General features: G+C 45.3%; 23 protein-coding genes. 14 read left to right on the forward strand and 9 right to left on the reverse strand.

Annotated features, from left to right (window positions below):
• Positions 1 to 34 precede the first annotated feature (34 nt).
• Entirely contained in the window at positions 35 to 916 is an 882-nt protein-coding gene (locus IX91_RS03125) for an aldo/keto reductase (protein WP_004747889.1), read from the forward strand.
• Between the two features lie 52 nt (positions 917 to 968).
• Here the strand turns inward: IX91_RS03125 and IX91_RS03130 are convergent, their stop codons facing one another.
• A complete protein-coding gene (locus IX91_RS03130) occupies positions 969 to 1,970 on the reverse strand; it encodes a substrate-binding domain-containing protein (protein ID WP_004747891.1) in 1,002 nt (333 codons plus the stop codon).
• A 177-nt stretch (positions 1,971 to 2,147) separates the two neighbouring features.
• Here IX91_RS03130 and IX91_RS03135 point away from each other — a divergent pair, with 177 nt between their 5' ends.
• Positions 2,148 to 2,480: a tRNA-binding protein gene (locus IX91_RS03135; protein ID WP_004747893.1), complete on the forward strand. Its 333-nt coding sequence runs from the start codon at positions 2,148 to 2,150 to the stop codon at positions 2,478 to 2,480.
• 29 nt (positions 2,481 to 2,509) lie between these two features.
• Here the strand turns inward: IX91_RS03135 and IX91_RS03140 are convergent, their stop codons facing one another.
• Positions 2,510 to 3,070, reverse strand: a complete 561-nt coding sequence (locus IX91_RS03140) for a gamma-glutamylcyclotransferase family protein (protein ID WP_004747895.1) — start codon at positions 3,068 to 3,070, stop codon at positions 2,510 to 2,512.
• Between the two features lie 242 nt (positions 3,071 to 3,312).
• Between IX91_RS03140 and IX91_RS03145 the strand changes: the two genes are divergently transcribed.
• Complete coding sequence (locus IX91_RS03145; RefSeq protein ID WP_004747896.1) at positions 3,313 to 4,497, forward strand: NnrS family protein; 1,185 nt, start codon at positions 3,313 to 3,315, stop codon at positions 4,495 to 4,497.
• Positions 4,498 to 4,566: 69 nt separating this feature from the next.
• On the opposite strand, the gene glpD is transcribed toward IX91_RS03145, so the two are convergent.
• The 3 genes from glpD to glpK form a co-directional block, all read right to left on the reverse strand.
• Entirely contained in the window at positions 4,567 to 6,120 is a 1,554-nt protein-coding gene (gene glpD / locus IX91_RS03150; protein ID WP_004747898.1) for a glycerol-3-phosphate dehydrogenase, read from the reverse strand.
• A gap of 179 nt (positions 6,121 to 6,299) precedes the next feature.
• Positions 6,300 to 7,073, reverse strand: a complete 774-nt coding sequence (locus IX91_RS03155; RefSeq protein ID WP_004747899.1) for a DeoR/GlpR family transcriptional regulator — start codon at positions 7,071 to 7,073, stop codon at positions 6,300 to 6,302.
• Between the two features lie 183 nt (positions 7,074 to 7,256).
• Positions 7,257 to 8,774, reverse strand: a complete 1,518-nt coding sequence (glpK, locus tag IX91_RS03160) for a glycerol kinase GlpK (RefSeq protein WP_004747901.1) — start codon at positions 8,772 to 8,774, stop codon at positions 7,257 to 7,259.
• Between the two features lie 609 nt (positions 8,775 to 9,383).
• Between glpK and glpT the strand changes: the two genes are divergently transcribed.
• A complete protein-coding gene (gene glpT, locus IX91_RS03165; RefSeq protein ID WP_004747903.1) occupies positions 9,384 to 10,748 on the forward strand; it encodes a glycerol-3-phosphate transporter in 1,365 nt (454 codons plus the stop codon).
• A 156-nt stretch (positions 10,749 to 10,904) separates the two neighbouring features.
• Here glpT and dapD read toward each other — a convergent pair whose 3' ends face one another.
• Positions 10,905 to 11,936 carry a 2,3,4,5-tetrahydropyridine-2,6-dicarboxylate N-succinyltransferase gene (gene dapD / locus IX91_RS03170; protein ID WP_004747906.1) on the reverse strand — a complete coding sequence of 344 codons (1,032 nt, stop codon included), beginning with the start codon at positions 11,934 to 11,936 and terminating at the stop codon, positions 10,905 to 10,907.
• Positions 11,937 to 12,275: 339 nt separating this feature from the next.
• Positions 12,276 to 12,884, reverse strand: a complete 609-nt coding sequence (locus IX91_RS03175) for a peroxiredoxin (RefSeq protein WP_004747907.1) — start codon at positions 12,882 to 12,884, stop codon at positions 12,276 to 12,278.
• 199 nt (positions 12,885 to 13,083) lie between these two features.
• Here IX91_RS03175 and IX91_RS03180 point away from each other — a divergent pair, with 199 nt between their 5' ends.
• From IX91_RS03180 to aceA, 3 genes are all read left to right on the forward strand, one after another.
• Positions 13,084 to 13,989: a hydrogen peroxide-inducible genes activator gene (locus IX91_RS03180; protein ID WP_004747908.1), complete on the forward strand. Its 906-nt coding sequence runs from the start codon at positions 13,084 to 13,086 to the stop codon at positions 13,987 to 13,989.
• A 661-nt stretch (positions 13,990 to 14,650) separates the two neighbouring features.
• Positions 14,651 to 16,297: a malate synthase A gene (gene aceB / locus IX91_RS03185; protein WP_004749806.1), complete on the forward strand. Its 1,647-nt coding sequence runs from the start codon at positions 14,651 to 14,653 to the stop codon at positions 16,295 to 16,297.
• A 128-nt stretch (positions 16,298 to 16,425) separates the two neighbouring features.
• Positions 16,426 to 17,739, forward strand: coding sequence for an isocitrate lyase (aceA, locus tag IX91_RS03190; protein ID WP_004747909.1), 1,314 nt, complete (start codon positions 16,426 to 16,428; stop codon positions 17,737 to 17,739).
• Between the two features lie 124 nt (positions 17,740 to 17,863).
• Here aceA and IX91_RS03195 read toward each other — a convergent pair whose 3' ends face one another.
• Positions 17,864 to 18,304, reverse strand: coding sequence for a CBS domain-containing protein (locus tag IX91_RS03195; RefSeq protein ID WP_004747910.1), 441 nt, complete (start codon positions 18,302 to 18,304; stop codon positions 17,864 to 17,866).
• Positions 18,305 to 18,715: 411 nt separating this feature from the next.
• Here IX91_RS03195 and queA point away from each other — a divergent pair, with 411 nt between their 5' ends.
• The 6 genes from queA to IX91_RS03225 all read left to right on the forward strand — a co-directional run bounded on the left by queA (position 18,716) and on the right by IX91_RS03225 (position 25,141).
• On the forward strand, positions 18,716 to 19,768 hold the full coding sequence (queA, locus tag IX91_RS03200) for a tRNA preQ1(34) S-adenosylmethionine ribosyltransferase-isomerase QueA (RefSeq protein ID WP_004747913.1): 1,053 nt from the start codon (positions 18,716 to 18,718) through the stop codon (positions 19,766 to 19,768).
• Positions 19,769 to 20,028: 260 nt separating this feature from the next.
• Positions 20,029 to 21,165, forward strand: a complete 1,137-nt coding sequence (gene tgt / locus IX91_RS03205) for a tRNA guanosine(34) transglycosylase Tgt (RefSeq protein ID WP_004747915.1) — start codon at positions 20,029 to 20,031, stop codon at positions 21,163 to 21,165.
• A gap of 174 nt (positions 21,166 to 21,339) precedes the next feature.
• Positions 21,340 to 21,669: a preprotein translocase subunit YajC gene (yajC, locus tag IX91_RS03210; protein ID WP_004747918.1), complete on the forward strand. Its 330-nt coding sequence runs from the start codon at positions 21,340 to 21,342 to the stop codon at positions 21,667 to 21,669.
• A 21-nt stretch (positions 21,670 to 21,690) separates the two neighbouring features.
• Positions 21,691 to 23,547 (forward strand): protein translocase subunit SecD, encoded by a 1,857-nt coding sequence (gene secD, locus IX91_RS03215; protein ID WP_004747919.1) that lies wholly within the window; start codon positions 21,691 to 21,693, stop codon positions 23,545 to 23,547.
• Positions 23,548 to 23,556: 9 nt separating this feature from the next.
• Complete coding sequence (gene secF, locus IX91_RS03220) at positions 23,557 to 24,504, forward strand: protein translocase subunit SecF (RefSeq protein ID WP_004747921.1); 948 nt, start codon at positions 23,557 to 23,559, stop codon at positions 24,502 to 24,504.
• Between the two features lie 115 nt (positions 24,505 to 24,619).
• Positions 24,620 to 25,141: a hypothetical protein gene (locus IX91_RS03225; RefSeq protein ID WP_004747923.1), complete on the forward strand. Its 522-nt coding sequence runs from the start codon at positions 24,620 to 24,622 to the stop codon at positions 25,139 to 25,141.
• Positions 25,142 to 25,176: 35 nt separating this feature from the next.
• Here the strand turns inward: IX91_RS03225 and IX91_RS03230 are convergent, their stop codons facing one another.
• On the reverse strand, positions 25,177 to 26,115 hold the full coding sequence (locus tag IX91_RS03230; protein ID WP_004749803.1) for an ABC transporter substrate-binding protein: 939 nt from the start codon (positions 26,113 to 26,115) through the stop codon (positions 25,177 to 25,179).
• Positions 26,116 to 26,310: 195 nt separating this feature from the next.
• Between IX91_RS03230 and IX91_RS03235 the strand changes: the two genes are divergently transcribed.
• On the forward strand, positions 26,311 to 26,643 hold the full coding sequence (locus tag IX91_RS03235; RefSeq protein ID WP_004747925.1) for a DUF1904 domain-containing protein: 333 nt from the start codon (positions 26,311 to 26,313) through the stop codon (positions 26,641 to 26,643).
• Positions 26,644 to 26,665 lie beyond the last annotated feature (22 nt).

Below are 26,665 nucleotides of genomic sequence, written 5' to 3' on the forward strand. Positions count from 1 at the left end.
TGCAATGGTGAGGTCTATAAATCAGGGGATAGAGATGAATAAGACACATCCGGTGTTTTCACCAATGATCCAAGGTTACTGGCGTATGGCTGAGTGGGGAATGAATACCCAACAGCAGCTGTCGTTTGTTAAGCAGCACCTAGAGCTAGGCATTACGACGGTAGACCACGCGCCTGTTTACGGCCCAGACTCTGCGTGTGAGCGTATGTTTGGTCAAGTGTTGGCATTAGATAGCAGTTTGCGCGATCAAATTGAGATCGTCTCTAAATGCGGAATTTACCGTGGTGAAGATCCTCAGGTTAACCATTACAACAGTGGTAAAGCCGCCATTATTGAATCCGTTGATCAATCGTTAACTCGACTCAATACCGATCATCTAGATGTGTTACTCCTGCATCGCCCTGACTTACTCATGGATGCTGATGAAGCGGCTGAAGCATTCGCTCAGTTAAAAGCAGCGGGTAAAGTAAAACATTTCGGTGTGTCTAACTTTACCCCTGCTCAGTTTGCTCTATTGCAATCAAGAGTTGAGCAGCCATTGATCACTAACCAAGTCGAGATCAATCCGGTCAACCTGCAAATGACGGAAGATGGCACGCTAGACCAATTACAGCAACATCGCGTGCAACCAATGGCGTGGTCTTGTCTCGCTGGTGGGCGTATCTTCAGTGAAGAGAGTGAACAGATGGATCGCATTCGTCACAGCTTGACACAAGTGGCGCAAGAAATCGGCGCAAGTTCGATCGACCAAGTCATTTTTGCATGGGTATTGCGTTTACCTTCCAACCCAATCCCAATCTTGGGCAGTGGAAACATTGAGCGTGTTCACGCTGCGGTTGGCGCGCTTGAACTGTCATTGACCAATGAACAGTGGTACCGAATTTGGGTTGCATCGAAAGGTCATGGTGTGGCTTAAATGCCTAAAACAACAAAGGCGTTACTCAGGTAACGCCTTTGTTTTATTACGTTTAGGTCACTTTCTCAACTGAATTGCGGCGTACTAAGGTCGGCGTGAACATCAGCGCCTCTTCGTTTGAGCTTTGCTCTTTGGCTAGATTAAGCGCTAAACGCGCCGCTCGTTCTGCCATCATGGCGATTGGATAGCGGATAGTTGTGAGACGAGGGCTGACATAGCGAGCGATCAAGCCATCATCAAAACCAAGCATTGAAATTTGATCCGGCACCTTGATGCCATTTTCGTCTAGCACCGACAGCGCACCCGCGGCCATGTAGTCGTTGTAGGCTACAACGCCAGTGATGTCTAAAGATTTAGTCAGCAGATTTGTCATGGCAACTTCACCGCCATCGTTGTTCGGCTCACCATATTCAATATAGCTTTGCGGAAGTTCGATATTGTTGTCTCGTAGTGCTTGCAAGTAACCATCAACACGTTGATCCGAGTCTTCAATACGATGCGCTGAAGCGACGCAAGCTATCTTAGTATGACCATGGCGGATAAGGTATTCCGTGGCGAGGTAGGCACCCCGGCGGTTGTCTAAAGCAATGCAGCGCTCGGCCATTTCAGGAATGTGGCGATTGATAAAAACCAGGCCTTTGACTTCTTTGGCATAGCCGATCAATTCTTCATCTGACAAACCTTTCGAGTGAATAACCAAGGCATCGCAACGGTTGTTGATCAATAGCTCAATCGCCTTTCGCTCTTCCTCTGGACTGTGGTAGCCGTTGCCGATCAAGATATGTTTACCGTGTTCATGGGCAACATTGTCGACTGCTTTAACTAAAGTGCCAAAAAAAGGATCAGATACATCGCCAACTAATACCCCAACCGTATTACTGCTTTGGCTTACCAAGGCTTTTGCGGCGGCATTTGGTCGATAGCCGAGTTTGGCCATCGCCTGTGTCACTGAAGCAATCGATGCTTTGCTCGCTTTTGGTGATTTGTTAATGACCCGAGAAACAGTCGCGATTGATACGCCCGCTTCTTTGGCGACATCTTTAATAGTTGCCATGTGTGACCTCGAAAAATACTCCTAGGGTTATTTAACCCTTTGAATGTAAATAAGGCAAATTGTATAGCATTCAGTTTCTTGAAATGCGATCTTTACCACTTGCAATATAAGCGATTGCTGATAGTGTAAACGTTGTCTTTTAGTAAAATTTTACCAACTTTAAGTTCGAGGTTTATCATGGAAACGATCGCATACACCGACTTCGCAAAATTAGAAATGCGTACAGGAAAAATCATCGAAGTCGCTCGCCACGAAAATGCAGACAAACTCTACATCGTTCAAATTGATGTTGGGGAAAAGACGCTGCAAACCGTCACTAGCTTAGTGCCTTATTACACCGAGCAGGAGTTGATGGGAAAAGAAGTCGTGGTGCTGTGTAACTTGGCGAAAGCCAAAATGCGTGGAGAAACCTCGGAATGTATGTTGCTTTGCGCTGAGACGGACGATGAATCACAAAGTGTTCTGTTAACCCCAGAGCGTTCTATGCCTGCTGGGGTTCGTATTGTATAGAGTTCTCTTTTCGGCTGAGGGTTTTTTTATTAGGTTCTTGCTTCAGCCACCAGAGCATCAATTGTGTTGTGGTGCTCTGGTTTTACTCCTGCCAAATTGCCATATTTGGGCTGATGGCGATCATTCTCCAATGGAAAGTTCCAGCCAATGGTATGTTCTACAAACTGCTTGGCAAACTGCTCGGAAATTTCTAGACACCCCGCGAGTACAGTATCGACGTAAGTCTGCATGATAGGGCTCAATGAACAGGGTGGTTCAGGGTTGTCTTTGATGTAAACCCACACATGATCGTTTGTCGATAATGCTAGTTCAGCATCAAGTTTATCCGCTGAGATTAAAACTCGCTGATACCCTCGTTCTCGAATGTCGAATTCTTGCAGTCCTTCATCGCTGACTTCCAGCAAAACCCCATTGACCTGTCCCTGTCCTTTGTCTACCACCAGTGGCGATAGAATATAGCTATCATCGACTTTGCCCCAGTAACGCTTGAAGCCATGTGCGGTAGCGGGAATCGCTGCGGAAGTTTGGCCAGTCAGTTGTCGTGAGGCAGAGTTCATCAGACTGCCGTAGCCAAAGATATAGTTTGCCATTCTGCTCTCCTTATTGATTGGCATGATCAGCTGAGTTCTAAACTAGCGACTTTTCGAGATAAAAGTAAGTGATACAAATTGTTTCATTAAGGTCATAATGACATGTATTTATTGTGTCATTATGACTTTAAATGGAGTAATTAGAGCGCTGAAAGCAAGAGTCTATAAAGGTTTAACAAACTGGAACACTTCTTGCGATAGTGAAACAAGTTAGAGATTTAAATTTGTTTAGGAGTATTTCAGTGCTCAATATTACCGACAAAAAGGTCGAAGAAGCCATTCCACCCGTTTTGCGTCTTGGGTTTCGGCCTTTCTTTCTTCTTGGTTCTATTTATGCCGTTATTGCGATAGCGGTTTGGGTATGGATGTTTCAATCCGGCCAGCCAACAACATTGCAAGTGCCTGCGCTGTGGTGGCACGTACATGAAATGATCTTTGGCTTTGCGATGGCGATTGTTGTCGGCTTTGTGTTAACTGCAGTGCAAAACTGGACGGGCATTAACGGCACTAAACATCACCGTTTAGCCATCTTGGTTGGGTTGTGGTTAGCGCCTCGCGTACTGTTATGGACGCCAACGCCGTTGTGGCTCATCTCTTCTATTGAAGCTCTGTTTTTGGCTATGACCGCATTTGAAGTCGGGACGCGCGTGGTCAAAGCAAAAGGGTGGCGTAACCTGTTTTTCGTTCCCTTGTTTGTTCTGGCAATCGTGGCTAACTTTGCCAGTTACGCAACAGTGAAGGGGATGCCACCGTTTCCTTCATCGGCGGTGTGGCAAGCTATGCTGTGGTGGTTCACCTTGTTGCTTTCTATTATGGGGAGCAGAGTGATCCCATTCTTTACGGCTCGTCGGTTTAATTTCGAAAAGCCTCAACCTACTGTCTGGTTAGATTGGGTGGCGAATTTGCCATTGGTAGGGCTGTTTATTCTCAGCTTCTTCCCGATGACGTTTGCACAATTAGGTCAGCCATTAATGGTGATTTCAGGAGTAGCGCATTTCATTAGAGTGATGAGGTGGCAGCCGTGGCGAACTCTCAGTGAGCCTCTCGTCTGGTCGCTGCACGCAACCTACTTATGTATTCCAGTGAGTTTGTTGCTGCGTGGTTTACTCGACAACCCATTTGCCAGCCACAATATGCTGCACATGTTTGCTATTGGCGCCATTGGTGGTGTGATCTTAGCGATGATCGCACGTGTAACGATGGGGCACACCGGGCGCGCGATTTACCAAGGTCCAAATATGAGTGTTGCTTTCGCAGCGATTATATTGGCTGCTTTGGTTCGTAGCTTGGGCGTTGCGTTTTTCCCTCAATATCTGATTGAATCGGTCAACATCAGCGCCGCATTGTGGATACTCGCATTCGCTATGTATGTGGGAATGTTTGGCAAGATGCTGATCACGCCAAGAGTCGATGGGCACCCTGGTTAAAGTGAATTAAATCAAAAGAAAAGGCTTGGCGAGTGCCAAGCCTTTTGCATTGCGATAGGAAAGTGGGGGCTAACCTACCTCAGAAAACGGGACCACTGTGGCAGGTTGCTTACTCTTTAGATAGTCACTTAGCGCCTGTTGCTCTTGGCTGTCTAGGTACAAGCCAAGTTTGGTACGACGCCACAATATATCCTCTTCAGTGACTGACATTTCATGTTCAATGAGATAGTCGATTTCACGTTGAAAAACACCTTGAGCTGCGTCCGAGAACTTAGTTCCCAGCGCATCAATATCTTCCATTCCTTCCAGTAGCTTCCATGTATAGGTGCCAAATTGCGTTACGTAGCGCAGCAATAATGCTTCGGGTAACCAAGGGTAAGCGTTGTGAATCGTTGCGGCTAGCTGCTCACGTGAGCAACTGAAGTTACCGCCAGGAAGCGCATGGTTTGCTGTCCAAGGTGTACCCATATTAGGTAGGTAAGGCTTGAGCTTTTCTAACGCAGCTTCACCCAGCTTACGGTAGGTCGTGAGCTTGCCACCAAATACGGAAAGCAGTGGTGCTTGGTCATATTCCGCTTCCAGTTCAAGTGTGTAATCGCGCGTGATTGCTTGTGGTGAGTCTGATTCGTCATCACATAAAGGGCGCACGCCGCTGTATGTCCAAACCACGTCCTCACGTTTAAGCTGCTGGACGAAGTGTTGGTTGACGATGTCGATGAGGTAATCGACTTCATCATCAGAGATGGCAACTTCACGTGGGTCACCTTTGTATTCCACATCGGTGGTACCAAGGATCGAGAACTTATCTAAATAAGGAATCATGAACACGATTCGGTGATCTTGGTTTTGAAGAATGTAAGCTTGAGGCTCATCATGAATACGAGGAACGACAATATGCGATCCTTTGATCAAGCGAATATTGCGAGGAGAAGCTTGCTCTAAACCATCATCAAAGAACTGTTTGACCCACGGCCCTGCCGCGTTGACTAAGGCTTTCGCCTTGCGTTCTATTGCTTGGCCTGTCAGTTCATCACGAATAGTCACGCTCCACAGTTCACCTTCACGTCGAGCGCTTTCTACACGGCTGTAGTTACGGATCTCTGCATTGTTCTCCTGAGCAGCAAGGACATTGAGCAGCACTAAGCGCGCGTCGTCTACCCAGCAGTCTGAATACTCAAAGCCTTTTTTCATTTCAGGCTTAAGTATGCCGGACTTGGCTAAATCAATCCCTTTACTTGCAGGTAGTGTGGTGCGTTTACCTAGGTTGTCGTAAAGGAATAGTCCACAACGGATCATCCAAGCTGGGCGGAGAAATGGTCGATGAGGTAAGCGAAAACGCATCGGTTGAGCAACATGGGGCGCTTTCTGGAGTAATACTTCACGTTCAGCGAGCGCTTCCGAAACCAAACGAAACTCATAATGCTCTAGATAGCGTAAGCCACCGTGGATCAGTTTAGAACTGGCCGACGAAGTGGCTGACGCGAAATCTTGTGCTTCGTATAGACCGACTGATAGTCCACGACCTGCCGCATCTGCAGCAATACCTGCGCCATTGATACCACCACCAATAACGATCAAATCTAAAACTTTTTGCGAATTAGCCGAATTCTGGTTGTTACTCATGAATATGACCTTGTGTTGAGCGAACGAGCATTTTTGAACATAATTGAATCCTAGCTCAGCTTTCGTTTTTGATCACTATTTATTTTCGTTTACGCTCGTTTGTGTGATTTGTGCACAAAAAAACCTTTATCTCGCGATAAAGGTTTCAATAAGGTTAAATTCAAATGAAGAAATGTTGATTATTCTTCTTTGTTTACCACTTCTAAAGGAATGGAGTGTTCTCTAAGGATTGAAAGAATTTCTTTTGGTGGCTGCTTATCGGTAAACAACATGTGGAGTTGAGAGATGTTGCCTAGTTTGACCATTGCATTACGACCGAACTTGGAGTGGTCAACGGCTAAGAACACACTACGGCTGTTCTCAATAATCGCTTGTTTCACTCTGACTTCATGGTAGTCAAAGTCGAGTAGAGAACCATCAAAATCAATGCCACTAATCCCCAGAATACCGAAGTCTAGTCTGAACTGTTTGACGAAATCGAGTGTTGCTTCGCCGACAATACCGCCGTCTCGATTGCGCACCTCTCCGCCTGCGAGAATCACTTTAAATTCTGGATTCGGAAGCAAGATAGTCGCGACATTGATGTTATTGGTGACAACACGTAATTGCTTGTGATTTTTACTCAGTGCACGAGCGATGGCCTCTGGGGTGGTACCGATGTCGATAAATAGCGTCGCGCCATCTGGAATGTGTTTGACCACTTCGTCAGCGATCACATCCTTTTCATTGAAGTTCATGCTCTTACGATCGGTATAAGAGGTGTTTTCTGAACTTAATGGGATCGTAGCACCGCCGTGATAGCGGCGAATTTTGTTTTCGTCCGCTAACTCATTCAGATCTCGTCTGATGGTTTGTGGACTGACATTAAACTTTTCAACTAACTCATCAGTACTCACATAGCCCTGCTTTTGTACAAGAGCAATGATTTGCTGATGTCTTGGTATTTGCTTCACTCGCCGCTCCCTGTGTTCGAACTATTAGAATTAATACACTAATATTCGAAAATAATAACTCGCGCTATTGTGCGCGAATTCTTTCGTTCTGAGAAGAGAAGCGTGTACGGAATAGGGGGCAAGGCGCAAAAAAGGGCGCCTTAAGGCGCCCCACTTTCGTTAATCGAATGTCGGATTTATTTACTAGTCTTCTTCATTATGCATTTCAGCCCATACCTGAGCACACTTCACGGCGCGCTTCCATCCTTTGTAGCGGCGATTGCGTTTCTCTTCGTCATGATGAGGCTCAAAGGTGCGATCGAGTTCGGCTTTGTTTTGCAGCTCATCAATGCTATTCCAATATCCAACAGCAAGGCCAGCAAGGTAAGCCGCTCCCAATGCGGTGACTTCGGTTACTTTAGGACGGTGAACCTCAGTATCTAAAACATCTGATTGGAACTGCATAAGGAAATTATTAGCGACTGCACCTCCATCAACACGTAAGTTGGCCAGTTTAATGCCCGAGTCCGCCTGCATCGCATCAAGAACATCTCTGGTTTGATAGGCGATACCTTCTAGCGTCGCTCTTATGATGTGGTTAGAGCTGACACCACGAGTTAGGCCAACAATAGTGCCACGCGCCCAAGCATCCCAATACGGAGCACCAAGGCCGGTAAAAGCAGGGACGACATACACCCCATTGGATGAGTCGACTTTGGTGGCGAAGTATTCAGAATCTTTTGCGTCAGCAAGCAGTTTCATCTCATCACGTAACCATTGGATAGATGCGCCACCCATGAATACCGCGCCTTCTAATGCATAAGCAGGTTCCCCTGAAGGTCCACAAGCCAACGTAGTGAGCAAACCATGGGTAGAGTTGACCTTCTCTTGTCCGGTGTTCATCAGTAGGAAACAACCTGTTCCATAGGTGTTTTTAGCTTGACCAGCTTCGACACACATTTGGCCGTAGAGTGCGGCTTGCTGGTCTCCAGCGATACCGGCAATAGGGATCCTTGTACCGCCTTTACCACCAATGTTGGTTTGTCCGTAAATTTCAGAAGAGCGTTTAACCTCTGGCATCATTGAAGCCGGAATTCCTAGTTCATCAAGTAGTTTTTGATCCCAGCACAAGTCGTTGATGTTGAACAACATGGTACGTGATGCGTTGGTGTAGTCAGTGACATGAACACGGCCTTGAGTCATTTTCCAAACTAACCAAGTATCAACGGTGCCGAACAAGAGCTTGCCCGCTTCGGCATCTTCTCTTGCTCCTTCTACGTTGTCGAGTATCCATTTTACTTTGGTTCCCGAGAAGTAAGGATCGAGAACTAACCCCGTATTCTCTCTGACGTACTCTTCCAATCCTCGTTCTTTGAGCTGCTCACAAATTTCTGCAGTTCGGCGGCACTGCCATACGATCGCATTGTAAACAGGTTTACCCGTCTCTTTATTCCAAACGATGGTGGTTTCACGTTGGTTAGTGATGCCAATAGCTGCGAGCTGATCACTGCTTATGCCAGACTTAGCCAGAGTTTCAATCAAGGTTGAACTTTGGGTTGCCCAGATTTCGAGAGGGTCATGTTCCACCCATCCTGACTGAGGATAGATTTGTGTGAATTCACGTTGCGAGATACTAACGATGTTTGCATCGTGATCCAAAATCACCGCGCGTGAGCTTGTTGTGCCTTGGTCTAGGGCAACAATGTACTTTTGCTCAGTCATGGTAAGAGTCCTTTTGTTTCGTTATTACTATTTTAGCTAATCTTGGTCTGCTTATCTTTGCCGTGCGAGTCGAGACAGAGCGGTTTGAGCAGTAAAGATTGGTGTAGTTTCCCTGTTTATGCACATTAATTTTGCACATATCACGGCAATCGAAAACAAACGAGCATAAAAAATGAGCGTTTAAGCATGTAAATGTTAAGTAAACGCGCTTTGTTTGTTAATCATCTCTGTCTGTTTGCTATCTATGGGTAGTTGTCGAAAGCCCTAAAAAATCGATGTTAGCCCCTTAATGAGCGTGCCTTTCAGTCACTCTGTTATCGAGAGTATCACCGTTGTGAATAGCTTTATTTGAGATTTTGTACGGTAGGGGAGTTGGTGTTTTGTTCAATATGGTCATTCGAACAGTAACTAAATATGTGAAAAGTGGAAGCGCGCGCTAACTATTTTGCCTTAATACACTGTATTTACTCAGATTTAATTCTTATGCAACATTTGTCACAGAAATAAATTGAATTTCTAATAGAATGCGCAGGCTTTCGAACGAAACTTTATTTTGCTCGTTCGAGTTTTTGAAGACCCTACTATCGCTCAAATTATAATGAGGCCCCTATGTTTGGAATATTTAAACCTAAGGCGCACATCGATCGATTACCCACAGATAAGATTGATGGCGCTTATTCCCGTTTACGTTGGCAGCTCTTTATCGGCATCTTTGTCGGTTATGCGGGCTACTATCTAGTACGTAAAAACTTCAGTCTGGCTATGCCATACCTAATTGAACAAGGCTTTAGTCGTGGTGATCTTGGCGTTGCGCTTGCTGCGGTCTCTATTGCTTATGGTCTGTCCAAATTTTTGATGGGCAGTGTGTCGGACCGCTCTAACCCACGTTATTTCCTAAGTGGCGGTCTGTTGATGTCAGCCTTGGTGATGTTCTGTTTTGGCTTTATGCCTTGGGCTACCGAAAGCATCGCGGCCATGTTCATTCTGTTGTTCTTGAACGGCTGGTTCCAAGGAATGGGCTGGCCTGCCTGCGGTCGAACTATGGTTCACTGGTGGTCGCGTAAAGAGCGGGGTGAGATCGTTTCGGTTTGGAACGTGGCACACAACGTTGGCGGCGGCTTAATTGGCCCTCTGTTTATTCTTGGATTATGGGCATTCAACGATGATTGGCGAACTGCTTTCTATGTTCCCGCTTTCTTTGCCACTCTCGTTGCGATTTTTATCTGGTTTACTGTTCGAGATACGCCTCAGTCTTGTGGCTTGCCTCCGATTGAAGAGTACAAAGAAGATTACCCAGATGACTACGACAAGTCACATGAGAAAGAGATGACCGCAAAAGAGATCTTCTTTAAATATGTTTTCTCTAACAAGCTGTTGTGGTCGATTGCGATTGCCAATGCGTTTGTCTACCTGATTCGTTACGGAGTATTGGACTGGGCACCTGTGTACCTCAAAGAAGCGAAAGATTTTTCAGTCGACAAATCCTCATGGGCTTACTTCTTATATGAGTGGGCAGGGATCCCTGGCACTCTGCTTTGTGGCTGGATTTCCGATAAGTTGTTCAAAGGTCGCCGAGCACCTGCAGGTATCTTGTTTATGGTTCTCGTTACCGTCGCAGTTCTGGTTTACTGGTTTAACCCAGCCGGTAACCCTACGGTTGATATGATGGCTCTCGTGGCGATCGGCTTCTTAATTTACGGCCCAGTAATGCTAATCGGTCTCTATGCATTAGAACTGGCACCGAAGAAGGCAGCGGGAACAGCTGCAGGACTGACTGGCTTGTTTGGTTACTTAGGTGGCGCTGTGGCGGCGAATGCGATTCTCGGCTATACGGTTGACCACTTTGGCTGGGATGGCGGATTCATCATCTTGGTTGGCTCTTGTATTACATCTATCGTTTGTTTGACCTATGCCTTCTTAGGTGAACGAGCGCACCACGAACAAAAAGCACGCGAGAAAGAAGCGCTAGCCTGATAGCAGCTTGTTGCTTCTTGAGTAAAAACTATAAAAACAACGTCAGTGACATATAATGCTTATTGTTAATTTTTATGCATAAGCGAAAAAATCCCCCAGCAGGTATCTGCTGGGGGATTTTCTTATTAACAAGCGCTAATTTGGTCTACTGTGCTATTAGTTGTTGCTGTGAAGCTCAGAGTTCAGTTCTACAGCCGTCTTGTTAGCAAGACATTCAATTTGGCCGGTTACTGAGTTGCGACGGAAGAGCAGGTCAGATACGCCAGCAAGATCACGAGCTTTAACCACTTCTACTTCATTGCCATCTGAATCAAGCATACGTACTTTAGAGCCCGCAGTTACGTAAAGACCAGATTCAACAGTACAACGATCGCCTAGTGGGAAACCAAGACCTGCGTTAGCACCAAGCAGTGAGTTTTCACCGATAGATACGACAACGGTACCGCCACCAGATAGCGTACCCATGATAGATGCACCGCCACCGATATCTGAACCGTCGCCAACAACCACACCAGCAGAAATACGGCCTTCAACCATGCTTACACCTGTTGTGCCCGCATTGAAGTTAATGAAGCCTTCGTGCATAACCGTAGTACCTTCGCCCACGTGCGCACCAAGACGTACGCGAGATGTGTCAGCGATACGAACGCCTGCAGGAACCACGTAATCAACCATCTTAGGAAACTTATCGACACAATCTACAGATAGTGCGCGACCTGCTAGACGAGCTTCAATTTGACGCTCAGCCAGTTCTGGTAGATCGATAGGACCTTCGTTAGTCCAAGCAATGTTGTGCAGTAGGCCGAAGATACCATCAAGCACGGTACCGTGAGGTTGAACTAGGCGGTTAGAGATCAGTTGTAGCTTAAGGAAGCCTTCTGCTACTGACGCTGGTTTCTCGTCCGATGCTAGAACAACCAGTACTAGTGGCTGAGAAGATTCCGCTGCTTTTGCCGCGAATGATGCGTTTGCTGCGTCGCCATTTGCTTCAAATGCGCCAGCAAGCTCAGCACTTTGAGCCGCAGAGATTTCGATAGCTTGGTTACCTTGCTCATAACCTGCCACTTTTGCTACCGCTTCAACTAGAGCATCAGCTGGGTTAAGAACTGGGTTTGGGAAAAATGCTTCGATGATTTTTCCATCACGGTTTTTGGTTGCCGTACCAAAGGCTAGAGAAAAGTAAGCCATGTTTCATCTCCATGTAGATATCGTTTCGACAGGGCGTTGTTGCTCTGTCTCAAATTAAGTTAGATTCATCATAAAGAGACGATTTAAGAGTTTAAAGACCTGAAATGGAGAAAGTCTGTAAGCCGATATTTTTTGTCTCTTTAGCGATATGTTGTCTTTTTGTATATATTGGCGATTTTGCTACCCGCAATAAAAAGAGCCCGAAGCAATGCTTCGGGCTCTTTAGTAAGACTTTACTTATAACTGATTGGCGCTGCGCTTTTTGCGCTTATTACTGTTTATATAGCTTTATACTACCAACCGTTCATACCCGTGAGCTTGGGTATGTGAAGCAAGTAATTACTTGCTTAGGTCTTCTGCGTGCTCAGATAGGAACGCTGCAACACCTTTTGGAGATGCGTCCATACCTGCTTTACCTTCTTCCCACTGTGCAGGACATACTTCACCGTTCTTCTGGTGGAAGTTTAGAGCGTCAACCATGCGTAGCATTTCGTCGATGTTACGGCCTAGTGGTAGGTCGTTAACTACTTGGTGACGTACTAGACCTTCTTCGTCGATTAGGAAAGAACCACGGAAAGCAACGCCTGCTTCTGGGTGCTCAACGTCATATGCTTTACAGATTTCGTGCTTAACGTCAGCAACTAGTGGGTACTTAACTTGACCGATACCGCCATCTTCGATAGCAGTGTTACGCCATGCGTTGTGAGAGAACTGAGAATCGATAGAAACACCGATTACTTCAACACCTTTAGCTTGGAAATCAGCTAGACGGTTGTCGAAAGCGATTAGCTCAGATGGGCAAACGAAAGTGAAATCTAGTGGGTAGAAGAAAACAACTGCTTTCTTACCTTTAGTGAACTCTGCAAAGTTGAAGTTATCAACGATTTCACCGTTACCTAGAACAGCTGCAGCAGTAAAATCTGGGGCTTGACGACCTACTAGTACCATTTTTTTGCTCCTAAAATATATGGTTAGTTCCAAACCAAGATAAGTGTTTTTGGTTTGGTCCGTGTTTGTACGCGACAAACTATAGTACACATTGTAGTATGTAAAAAAGCGAATTAAATAGATTAAGTTAATCGAAAAAAGCGATAAATTAGTTTTTATTAACTTGGTCAATATCTAGTCAGAAGTAATAAACAAATCTATGAATAAGTGGCCTAGCCTCAAGCAGTTACACTATCTAATCACTTTGTATGAAACACGTCATTTTAGCGATGCTGCTGAAAAGTGTTTTGTTAGCCAGTCAACCTTAAGTAAAGGCATTCAAAATCTCGAAGAGCTGATTGGCTGTCCTCTCTATGAAAAGAAAGATAAGAAGAGCCCACTGGTTTTTACTCAGGCAGGAGAACTCGTTGTCCAGCAAGGGCGAGAGCTACTGGCTAAAGGGCAAGACTTAGTTGAACTCGGGCGTCTGTGCCAAGGGGATGAAATGGAAGGTCAACTTCGAGTTGGCTGTATTCCAACGATTGCTCCTTTCTTATTGTGCGATTTAGTTCAGGAAGTGAACCAGCGCTTCCCGCAACTCAACCTTCTATTAAGAGAAGACACCACCACTAATTTATTAGATGCGCTTCGTCACGGTGAGCTTGATGTGCTGATTTTGGCCTTACCGGTCGAGATTGACGGAATGGACAGCCGAATTGTCGGTAACGACCCTTTCCGGATGATCATCAGTCAAAACCAAGCCGATGCAATTCAAACACCGATTAAATATGCTGACTTGCCAAATGAGTTCGTCTTTCTATTAGAGAAAGAGCACTGTTTAACCGAGCATGCGGTATCGGCTTGTCAGTTAACCGATAAAGAAAAGATCAATCCGTTTTCTGCTACTAGCTTGCACACGCTAGTTCAAATGGTGGCAAACGGCATGGGCACGACGTTTATTCCGCAAATGGCGATTGATCATGGATTGATTGAAAACCAGAATTTGGTCGTAGTCGACGCGCCAGGGCAACAGGCTCATCGCCATATCGGACTCGTTTGGCGACCAAGTTCGTCGCGTGTGAATACTTTTAATCAATTAGCAGATGTCGTGTCAGAGCTACTTTAGCGATAAGTAGTAGCCATTAACTCTCAATATCCCGTAAAAAGCGCACTAGTTTCAGTGCGCTTTTTAGCATTTTATTCTGTTGGTGAACTTTAACTTGTAAAATTTTACAAAGAAATCTTGATGAAGCTTTCATTAAATTGTGAAATTTCACACTGTGAATTTTACAACTAGTCAAATTTACTCTGTTTGATCTCTTCGTTGCATATCCTCTAAAAGCCCAGTTATCGCTAGGTTTCCTTTCTATTATTAATAATCAAACATCTGTTTGAAACGGTTTTACAGGTGTAATTTTACTGTAATTAAATTACGTAACTACTTACATTTTGGTGATCGAAATCAATAGCTTGGAGCTGACCGAATAAAACTTTGAATTTAACGATTTGTTTACTTTAGGACTTTTACTCTAACGGATGTTGGTATAGTTTAAATGCAGGTCTTGTAAGACTTATGTCTAGATTGAAAAGCGAATTAGGCTCAGTCAATCTAACAACCAACGAAACAAAAAATCAATCAAGTGATGGTCAATGTGGATGTTTGATTGTTGTTTGATAGTTACAAATGTAACTTGAAATAGACCAAGCAATACCTGAGTGACAGAAACTAATTAAAGGTGAGTGAACAGCACCCAGTTTCAACACTCTGGATAGTTAAGGAAGAAATTATGCTTGCCAACACACCAGATAGAGAAAAAACAACAGTAGAAGCCCAAGAAACCCTACTAACCGAAGGCATGCTTGATGTCACTGGTACCCTTTCACCAGAGCATCAGGCGATTTTCCCTGTTGAAGCCCAAACCTTTTTGTCTCTGCTGTGTGACAAGTTTGCTGGCCGAGTGGATGAGCTGCTGGCTACTCGTGAAGAGAAGCAAGCGCGCATTGACGCTGGCGAACTGCCGGATTTCCTTGAAGATACGCTAGATATCAGAGAAGGAAGCTGGAAGATCCAAGGGATTCCAAAAGATCTGCAAGATCGCCGTGTTGAAATCACAGGTCCTACTGACCGCAAAATGGTGATTAATGCACTGAATGCCAACGTAAAAGTGTTCATGGCAGATTTTGAAGACTCTTTGGCTCCCGCTTGGGATAAGGTGCTTGATGGTCAAATTAACCTGCGCGATGCGGTAAATGGCGACATCAGTTACACCAACCCGGTTAATGGTAAGCACTATAAGCTGGAACAAGATCCAGCCGTTTTAATCTGCCGTGTACGTGGTCTACATCTAAAAGAAAAACACGTGACATTTAACGGTCAGATTATCCCAGGGGCGCTGTTTGACTTTGCGCTTTACTTTTACAACAACTACACCAGCTTGTTGAAAAAAGGCAGTGGCCCTTACTTTTATCTTCCTAAATTGCAGTCTCATCACGAAGCGAAATGGTGGAGCGACGTATTCCACTTTACTGAAGACTACTTTGGTTTAGACACTGGTACTATCAAAGCAACGGTACTGATAGAAACGCTCCCTGCGGTATTTGAGATGGATGAAATTTTGTTCTCTCTTAAAGAGCATATCGTAGGTCTAAACTGTGGTCGCTGGGACTACATCTTTAGCTACATTAAAACCCTAAAAAGACACCCCGATCGCGTGCTGCCGGATCGTCAGGTGGTGACCATGGACAAGCCGTTCCTAAATGCATACTCGCGTTTACTTGTTCGAACGTGTCACAAGCGTGGTGCTTTCGCTATGGGAGGGATGGCCGCCTTTATCCCAGCGAAAGACCCACAAACCAATCAGCAAGTGCTCGATAAGGTTTATAACGATAAGTCACTGGAAGCGAGCAATGGCCATGATGGCACTTGGGTTGCGCACCCGGGCCTTGCCGACACAGCGCTGGTGGTGTTTGACCAAGCGCTAGGAGAGCGTACCAACCAGCTCAATGTCTCTCGTAGTCAAGATGCTCCGGTTACGGCAGAAGATCTGCTAGCACCGTGTGACGGAGCGATTACTGAGCAAGGCATGCGTCACAACATTCGTGTTGCGCTGCAATACATCGAAGCTTGGATATCTGGTAACGGCTGTGTGCCTATCTATGGCTTGATGGAAGATGCCGCGACAGCAGAAATCTCTCGCGCTTCTATCTGGCAATGGATTCAGCACGGCAAATCACTTGATAACGGGCAAACAGTGACCAAACCGCTATTCGAGCAGTACCTAATAGAAGAAATCGAAGTGGTGAAAAGTGAGATTGGCCAAGAGCGTTATGACTCGGGTCGATTTGAACAAGCCGCCGAGCTAATGGCTAAGCTCACCACCAGTGATGAACTGACCAATTTCTTAACCGTCCCAGGATATGACTTCTTGGACTAAGTAAACCAATAACAACTCAACAATAACGTGAATGTTCTAAGGCAGAGATGGATGTACTGCCAAGGATAAAAGAAACATAGCGCCCATTTACCCACATAAGAAGCGCTCATCAAAAGAGGGATAGACCGATGACTAACTTAACTCGCCGCCAACAAATCGAAGCTCTGGAAAAAGACTGGGCTACTAATCCACGCTGGAAAAATGTTAAACGCCCTTACACAGCTGAAGAAGTCGTAGAACTACGTGGTTCAATGGTGCCTGCTAACACTATCGCTCAACGTGGTGCAGACAAGCTATGGTCACTGGTCAACGGTGACGCGAAAAAAGGCTACGTAAACTGTTTAGGTGCTCTAACCGGTGGTCAAGCGGTGCAGCAAGCAAAAGCGGGTATCGAGGCAATCTACTTATCAGGTTGGCAGGTAGCGGCAGATAATAACACTGCATCAACCATGTACCCTGACCAATCGCTATACCCAGTGGATTCTGTACCTTCTGTGGTTAAGCGTATTAACAATTCATTCCGTCGCGCTGACCAAATCCAATGGTCTAACGGTAAATCGCCAGCGGATGAAGGGGGTATTGACTACTTCCTACCAATCGTAGCGGATGCAGAAGCAGGCTTTGGTGGTGTACTTAACGCTTACGAGCTGATGAAGTCGATGATTGATGCGGGCGCAGCAGGCGTACACTTTGAAGATCAGCTAGCGTCAGTGAAAAAATGTGGCCATATGGGTGGTAAAGTTCTTGTACCAACTCAAGAAGCGGTACAAAAGCTAGTAGCAGCGCGTCTAGCGGCAGACGTATCAGGCACAACAACACTTGTGATTGCGCGTACAGATGCGAACGCTGCAGACCTAATTACTTCAGACTGCGATCCATACGATGCAGATTTCATTCAAGGTGAGCGTACTCAAGAAGGTTTCTACCGAGTTCGTGCAGGTATCGACCAAGCAATCGCTCGTGGCCTAGCTTACGCACCATACGCAGACCTTATCTGGTGTGAAACAGCAACACCATGTCTGGAAGAAGCTCGTAAGTTTGCTGAAGCGATTCATGCTGAACACCCTGGTCAGCTATTGGCTTACAACTGTTCTCCTTCATTCAACTGGGAGAAGAACCTAGATGCTGAAACTATCGCGAAATTCCAGCAAGAACTATCGGATATGGGCTACAAGTACCAGTTCATTACACTGGCAGGTATCCACAACATGTGGTTCAACATGTTTGAACTAGCGCACGACTACGCGCAAGGTGAAGGTATGCGCCACTACGTTGAGAAAGTACAGCGCCCTGAGTTCCAAGCGGCTGAAAAAGGTTACACCTTCGTAGCGCACCAACAAGAAGTAGGTACAGGTTACTTTGATAAGATGACCAACACCATCCAAGGTGGTAACTCTTCAGTAACGGCTCTGACAGGTTCTACCGAAGAAGACCAATTTTAATCCCTAGCCACTGTTCCTAACTAGCGAGTTAAAAAATGCAGGCTTTAACTCGCTAGATTTGGGAATTGGTATTCTGTTAAGCATAAACTTTGACATGCTTTGAGCGGTGCAGACCGCTCTTTTTTTATTCTACTTCTTCTGGTTCAACTTCTTCTTGAAGTTCAAGTAAGTTGATAGCGATAGCAACAAAATCGCTGTCAGTGATAATTCCGACTAGGTGGCCTTTTTCCACTACCGGTAAGCAGCCTACCTTATGTTTCTGCATGTAGATCGCACTCTCTTTTAATCCTGCTTGTGGAGAAACGGTCATGACACCCGTTTTCATAACTTCATATAGCGGTGTATCGAGAGTGAAGGATTGATTTTCTGGAATTTTTTGTAAGCTCGATTCTTGAGCGGCCAATACGTCACGTTGAGAAACCACGCCAAGCAAACACTTGTTCGCGTCGACGATAGGAACATGGCGAATATCTAGTGCTTCCATGGTGTGTTTTGCATCGGCAAGGTTATGTGAGCGTAGCAAGGTATGCGGATTACGCGTCATCATGTCTTCGATTTTAATCATGGCTGCCTCCTGAGTTATTGTTGTTTATAACTAAGTAACCTTTTCTTTGGCAGTACCTTTAATCTTTGTCATCTACCCACTGTCGATATCGACGAAAGCTACTTAGGTATACCTTTAATATAGTAACTTTTGCGACTAGATATTGAGAGCTAGTTGGGTTTTTATTCCGATTTTTAGAAAAAGCTGTAGCGAAATATGAACAGCTTCCAGCAACGACTCAGAAGCATTGCCTACAAAGCGTTTTCATTCGCACGAAATTCGAATCTGATTACAATAATTCACATCTCTTTCCTTGCTATTGCGCGTGCGCAGAATATACTAGTCGGCTGCGAAAAACTCGTCGTCTGTTTGTGACAGAATCAGTTCGACTTCCATCACGACAAGATAAACCACGACAAAAGATTTAGTAACATGCAAGTATCTGATTTCCACTTTGACTTACCTGATGAGCTGATTGCTCGTTATCCTCAGCCTGAACGTACTGCTAGCCGTCTGCTTCAACTGGATGGAAATAGCGGTGAGCTTAATGATGGCACCTTCACCGATGTACTGGATCAAGTACAAGCGGGTGACCTAGTGGTTTTCAACAACACGCGCGTGATTCCAGCACGACTGTTTGGTCGTAAAGAATCAGGCGGTAAACTTGAGGTTCTAGTTGAGCGCGTTCTTGATGAAAAGAGCATTCTGGCCCACGTGCGCTGTTCTAAATCTCCTAAGCCGGGTTCAACCATTTTTATTGGTGAGAACGACGAGTATTCGGCACAAATGGTGGCACGCCATGATGCACTGTTTGAACTGAAATTTAATTCTGAGCAAAACGTTTTGGCGGTATTGGAAGAGATTGGTCATATGCCTCTTCCTCCTTATATTGACCGCCCTGACGAAGATTCAGATAAAGAGCGTTACCAAACGGTTTACAACGAAAAACCGGGCGCTGTTGCGGCGCCAACGGCAGGTTTGCACTTTGATGAGCCTTTAATCGAAAAAATCAAAGCGAAAGGTGCTGAGCTCGCTTACGTGACACTTCACGTTGGCGCGGGCACGTTCCAGCCGGTAAAAGTGGATAACATCAATGACCACCACATGCATGCGGAATATGTTGAAGTACCGCAACAAGTGGTAGAGGCGATTAAAGCAACAAAAGCGCGTGGCGGTCGCATCATCGCGGTAGGCACCACATCGGTTCGCTCTTTAGAAAGTGCCGCGCAAGATGCCATCAAGAAAGGCACTGAGCTTGTTCCTTTCTTTGGTGACACTGAAATCTTTATCTATCCAGGTTATGAGTACCAGCTAGTCGATTGTTTAATCACTAACTTCCACTTACCAGAGTCGACACTGATTATGTTGGTGAGTGCATTTGCTGGTTATGAAAATACGATGAACGCCTATAAACATGCCGTAGAGAACAACTACCGTTTCTTCTCGTATGGCGATTCAATGTTCATTAAAAAGAAAACGGTATAGATTACTTTGAGAGATTCCTGATATCTCGTGCCTCGATTCAGGAATGACGGTTTTGTCATTCTATAGAGTGAGGAACGAGCGAGTAGGGAATCTCTTATGTTCAGCATTGAGCTGAACGCAAACAATTTACGAGTGCTAGCAGTAGGCTAGGAAGTAGAGTAATCGGATACTCTACATCTCGCATGGAAGGCGACCGCTCCTCATAGAGCTAAAAGCTCTGAACTTAATGTCAGACTGTTTCTCTGACAACCGGAGGCTTCGTGAAGTTAAAATTCGATCTTAAGAAAAAAGACGGTGTTGCACGTCGTGGTCAACTGACCTTCGAACGTGGCACCGTTCAAACCCCTGCATTTATGCCAGTAGGTACGTACGGTACTGTGAAAGGCATGACACCAGAAGAAGTAAAAGGTACGGGTGCTGAAATTCTTCTTGGTAACACTTTCCACCTTTGGCTACGCCCAGGTCAGGAAGTGATGAAAATGCACGGCGACCTGCACGATTTTATGAACTGGCACGGTCCTATTCTTACCGATTCAGGCGGTTTCCAGGTATTCAGTCTAGGTAAAATGCGTACCATCACTGAGCAAGGTGTACATTTCCGTAACCCTGTAAATGGTGACAAGATTTTCATGGACGCTGAAAAATCGATGGAAATCCAAAAAGACCTAGGTTCAGACATCGTGATGATTTTTGACGAGTGTACGCCATACCCAGCGACACACGACGAAGCGAAAAAATCGATGGAGATGTCACTGCGTTGGGCACAACGTTCACGCGACCACTTCGATAAGCTAGAAAACCCGAACAACCTATTTGGTATCGTTCAGGGCGGTGTTTATGAAGACTTGCGTGATGTATCGGTTAAAGGTCTAACGGATATCGGTTTTGACGGTTATGCGGTTGGCGGTCTTGCAGTCGGCGAGCCTAAAGAAGACATGCACCGCATTCTTGAGCACACTTGTCCACAACTTCCGGAAGACAAACCTCGTTACCTAATGGGTGTTGGCAAACCAGAAGATTTAGTAGAAGGTGTACGTCGCGGTATCGACATGTTTGACTGTGTAATGCCAACGCGTAACGCACGTAACGGTCACCTATTTGTGACTGGCGGTGTGATCAAGATCCGTAATGCGAAACATAAAACAGATACAACTCCATTAGATCCACACTGTGACTGTTACACTTGTCAGAACTACAGCAAGTCGTACCTTCACCACTTAGAGCGTTGTAACGAAATTTTAGGTGCTCGCCTAAACACGATTCACAACCTGCGCTACTACCAGCGTCTAATGGAAAGTATTCGTAAAGCGATTGATGAAGATCGTTTCGATGAGTTTGTTACTGAGTTCTATGAGCGTCGTGGTCGTGAAGTACCACCGCTAGCAAAAGAGCAGTAATTGACCGATTAAAAAAATTAAAGCCTTTGGCATTGTGCCAGAGGCTTTTGCTAATAAAGTAGGCGAACGCAGGTTATTTTTGAGAGAGCGATCTCTATTAGTCACTCTCAGACTTGAAACTAAAATGCGAAAGCCCAACTTGGATATTAATAAAAAATAATAGAGGACTTTTTAATGTTTATTTCTCAAGCTCACGCAGCAGCAGAAGGCGCTCCAGCAGGCGGCGGTTTTGAAATGCTAATCATGCTAGGTATGTTCGCGGTGATCTTCTACTTCATGATCTACCGTCCACAAGCTAAGCGTGTAAAAGAGCACAAGAGCCTAATGTCTTCGATGGGCAAAGGTGATGAAGTTCTAACAAGCGGTGGTCTAGTAGGTAAAATTACTAAAATCGCAGAAGACAACGACTACATCTCTATCGAGCTGAACACAAATAACGAAGTTGTGATCAAGAAAGATTTCGTTACTGCAGTGCTACCAAAAGGTACGCTTAAGTCTCTATAAAACAGCTAGAGGATCCTCGCTGTGCTAAACCGCTATCCTATGTGGAAGTACCTAATGGTGGTGTTTGCCATCGCCATTGCTGCATTGTATGCACTTCCAAATATCTACGGTGAAGATCCGGCTATTCAAGTTACAGGGGCGCGTGGCGCCTCTGTAGATATGTCAACGCTGGATTCTGTCACTAAAGCTCTTGATGAACAGGGCTTATCTCATAAATCCATTGCTCTCGAAAATGGATCTATTCTCGTACGTTTTAACGACACTGACACGCAAATCAGTGCTCGCGATATTATCAACGAAGCGCTTGGCAGCGATAAAATTGTTGCTCTTAACCTTGCTCCTGCAACACCAGACTGGCTAGAGTCTATTGGTGCGGCGCCAATGAAGCTTGGTCTTGACCTGCGTGGTGGTGTTCACTTCTTGATGGAAGTGGATATGGACGCTGCAATGGAAAAGCTAGTTGGTCAGCAAGAAGAAGCTTTCCGCAGCGAACTTCGTGAAGAGAAAATTCGTTACCGTGCTATTCGTCCTTCAGGTAAAGATGCCGTTGAAGTACTGCTTCGTAACGAAGAACAGTTAGCGGATGCTGAGCGCATTCTAAAGCAAAACCATCCAGATATGATCTTCACTGAATCAGACTCTGATGGCCGCTACGCGTTAACCGCAACCTTTACTGAGCAACGCTTAACTGAAATTCGTAACTACGCTGTTGAGCAGAACATCACCATCCTACGTAATCGTGTAAACGAACTTGGTGTTGCTGAGCCTCTTGTTCAACGCCAAGGCGCAAGCCGTATTGTTGTTGAGCTTCCAGGTGTACAAGACACGGCTCGTGCTAAAGAAATTCTTGGTGCGACAGCGACGCTTGAGTTCCGTGAAGTGGACTCGAAAGCGGATCTAGCAGCTGCAGCAAATGGCCGTGCGCCAGCAGGTAGTGAGATCAAGCAAGACCGTGATGGTCGCCCAGTTGTGCTTAAAAAGCGCGTTATTCTAGGTGGTTCAAGCATTACGGATGCAAGCTCAAGTGTTGATGAATATGGTCGTCCTCAAGTTAACATCTCGCTAGACAGCGAAGGTGGTAACAAGATGTCTGCGTTCTCGAAAAAGAACATTGGTAAGCTAATGGCTACCGTGTTTGCAGAGTACAAAGACAGCGGCCGTAAAACGCCTGATGGTCGAGTGATTCTGACTAAGCATGAAGAAGTGATCAACCAAGCAACGATTCAATCTGCTCTTGGTCGTAACTTCCGTATCACAGGTATTGATTCAGCTTCAGAAGCACATAACCTAGCGCTTCTACTACGCGCAGGTGCTCTGATTGCGCCAATCTCTATCGTTGAAGAACGTACCATTGGTCCTTCTATGGGTCAGCAGAACATCGATATGGGTATTCAAGCGTGTATCTTTGGTCTGGTTGCGGTGATGCTTTTCTGTCTGGTTTACTACCGTAAGTTTGGTATTTTTGCTAACTGTGCCTTGATTGCTAACATCGTACTTATCATCGGTATTATGTCGATGATCCCTGGTGCGACGATGACGCTACCCGGTATTGCCGGTATCGTTCTGACAGTGGGTATGGCGGTCGATGCTAACGTACTTATCTTTGAACGTATTCGTGAAGAGCTACGTGAAGGTCGTAACCCTCAACAAGCGATTCACCAAGGTTATGCCAACGCATTCAGTACCATTGCCGATGCGAACATCACAACCCTTATCACTGCGATTATCCTATTTGCAGTCGGTACAGGTGCGATTAAAGGTTTCGCAGTAACGCTATCTATCGGTATCTTGACCTCAATGTTTACAGCCATCATTGGTACACGTTGTATCGTGAACCTATTGTACGGCGGTAAACGAATCAACAAATTGTCGATCTAGGGAAGTATTATGTTTCAGTTATTGAAAACAGAAAGAACGATCGACTTTATGCGTTGGTCAAAGCTGGCATTTGTTTTCTCAATCCTAATGATTGGTGCGTCAATCTTTACTCTATCAACCAAGTGGTTGAACTGGGGTCTAGACTTTACTGGCGGTACCTTGATCGAAGTCGGTTTTGAGCAACCAGCTAACCTTGAAGATATTCGTAATGCTCTAGAAGCGAAAGGCTTCGGTGATGCGACAGTACAGAACTTTGGTAGTGCTCGTGACGTTATGGTACGTCTGCGTCCACGTGAAGATGTTGCCGGTGAAACACTGGGCAACCAGATCCTAGATGCTATCAAAGATGGTACGGGTGAAAGCGTTGAGATGCGTCGTATCGAGTTCGTTGGTCCGAACGTCGGTGATGAGCTAACAGAAGCGGGTGGTCTTGCGATCCTTGTTTCCCTTATCTGTATCTTGATCTACGTATCGGTGCGATTTGAGTGGCGTTTGGCAGCGGGTGCTGTAATGGCTCTGACTCATGACGTTATCATTACGCTAGGCATCTTCTCACTGCTACAAATCGAAGTTGACCTGACGATCGTCGCGGCGCTATTAACCGTTGTTGGTTACTCGCTCAACGATACCATTGTTGTATTCGACCGCATCCGTGAAAACTTCCGCAAGATGCGTAAAGGCGAGCCTGCTGAGATCATGAACAACTCAATTACACAAACATTGAGCCGTACATTGATTACTTCGGGTACAACCTTGTTCGTAGTTATCGCACTGTTTACGCAGGGTGGTGCTATGATTCACGGCTTCGCGACAGCACTTCTACTGGGGATTACGGTAGGTACTTACTCATCAATCTACGTGGCTTCGGCACTAGCATTGAAACTGGGTATTACCAAAGAACACCTAATGCCGCCTCAAGTAGAAAAAGAAGGTGCAGAGTTCGACGAGATGCCATAAGGCAAATCAAGCTCGCTATACGAAAGCCGCTGAATCTCAGCGGCTTTATTGTTTTAATACAAACCAGAATAACTATCTGATCACCTATTTCTCCCGATTGGTATAAGGAAAATCAATGAAGCGTTGTTTTGCTTTTTTTATCTCTGCACTGCTGAGCTCAACACTATGGGCGAACACCTTTGTCATATCAGAGGATACGGGCGATGAGTTGAAAGCGATGATTCAATCATCGTGGATGCACTGTGAGGAGCAACGTTGGTGTGCTGATGAGGTGTATTACTATCGAGAGAGCTTTATTGCCGAAGCGCAAGTTACCGAGCAGAGCCTTACTGTCGAGTTGTTTGCTGAATACTCACCTCACTTACTTTCTCAATTACAACTGCACCTGCGCCAAGATGGCTTTGAACTGCTTAGAGTAAAGATCGAAGGGGTAGAGTTTGATGTTGCCTCAGCGGTAAAAGAGTCGTCGCTTGCTGAAGCGGACAAGGCTCTAATTCTGTTTCTTAATCGCTACCCCTCTAGCGCTGAACGAACACTTGATTGGCAAAGTCGAGTTTGGCATACCCAGCTAAAAAGTGACGGTGAGTTAGTCTCGTTGACACTTACTCAGCGTCGCATTCAACCAAGTGAAAACTGATTTGCAAAGCTGGAGTTGTCTTAACAACCGTTTTCTTATCGGTACTTCATTAACAGTGCTTTACGTACCTTAGGTTGGTCCATATTCGCTTGAGTGGCGAAGATACTATCTGTCGGAATGTTTTTAGGAAAAGGATTACCGAGAAAAGTCTGATACAAAGCGTAAACACCTCGATAGCCCATCTCATAGGGTTGTTGTATTACGAGTCCATAAATTCGACCATCCGATAGGGCCTCTACAAGAATTTTGTTTGAGTCGAAGCCAATGTGAACTAAATCTGTCGGTGTTTTGAGTGATCTTAAAGCGATTAATACAGCGACAGTTGTGGATTCATTCGGTGTGAAGATACCATCAAGTTGTTGGATTTTGCCGGCAAGGATTTCTTTGGCATTTTTGCGCGCGTCACCAATCTTTAGTCCTAAGTAACGGTCTTCAACAATCATTAACCCAGACGATGTCGCGCCATCTTCAAAGCCTTGCTCACGGTCGTCTGTTGATACCACGCCTTTTTCCATTCTTAACAGAGCGACTTTGCCTTGATTGCCAAGTTTTTTTGCCATTTTTTTCCCGGCTAGAAAACCGGCGTGATAGTTATCCGTCGCAATAACACTTATGACATCTGAAACCCCTGCATCTCTGTCTATATAGACGGTTGGAATGTTGAGTTGTTTGAGCCGTGCAACGTCGTCTGCTCTGTCTGCAGAGTTGGGGGCGAGCAATAAACCGATGCATCTATTTTTTACCACTTGGTCAATGATCATGCGCTGAGCATCAATGTCGGACTCGTCCTTTGGTCCGCGAAAATAAATGGCTAACCCTAGTTCTTGCGCTGCTTTTTCACTGCCTGCTTTGACTGACATCCAAAAGTCATGAACTGAGCCAGCAGGAACCACGCCAATACAATCTTGAGATAAGCTATGAGAACTGAAACTGATCAAGCACAGTACCATTAATCGACGTAATCCTCTGACCATCAAGAAATTCTCCCTTAAAAACTGAAGACACGGTGTTTTCTATCTTCTATCAGTAAGCATAGTGCTAATGGACAACTAAGTAGTAATTGCACTATTGAAGAGAAATACGAGACTGAAACATAGGGTGATCATTTAGAGAGACATTAATGAATAACTTGTTATGATGAATAAAAATAAAATAATAGGAAGCAAGTAATGCCACATTTACGTTTTAGAGCAGTAGAGCCGCAAACGGTCCAGACATTATCAAAATCGCTGATCGATGAGCTACAGTCACATATGGACTGTCCGCGTGAGGATTTTACTTTTGAGTACATCTACAGCACTTTTTATCATGAAGGTGAAGTAAACCAAGCTTATCCGTTTGTCGAGGTGTTGTGGTTCAACCGTGGGCAAGAGACACAAGATGAAGTGGCTAAGATCATTACACATCAAGTACGTGGCATGATCGGTGAAGATGTCGATGTCGCGGTGATCTTCACAGCGCTGGATGCTAGTGGCTACTATGATAATGGTCAGCACTACTAACAGAGCATAAATGAGAGAGGTA

Origin of the sequence: Vibrio tubiashii ATCC 19109 (assembly GCF_000772105.1) — a bacterium.
Taxonomy (GTDB): domain Bacteria; phylum Pseudomonadota; class Gammaproteobacteria; order Enterobacterales; family Vibrionaceae; genus Vibrio; species Vibrio tubiashii.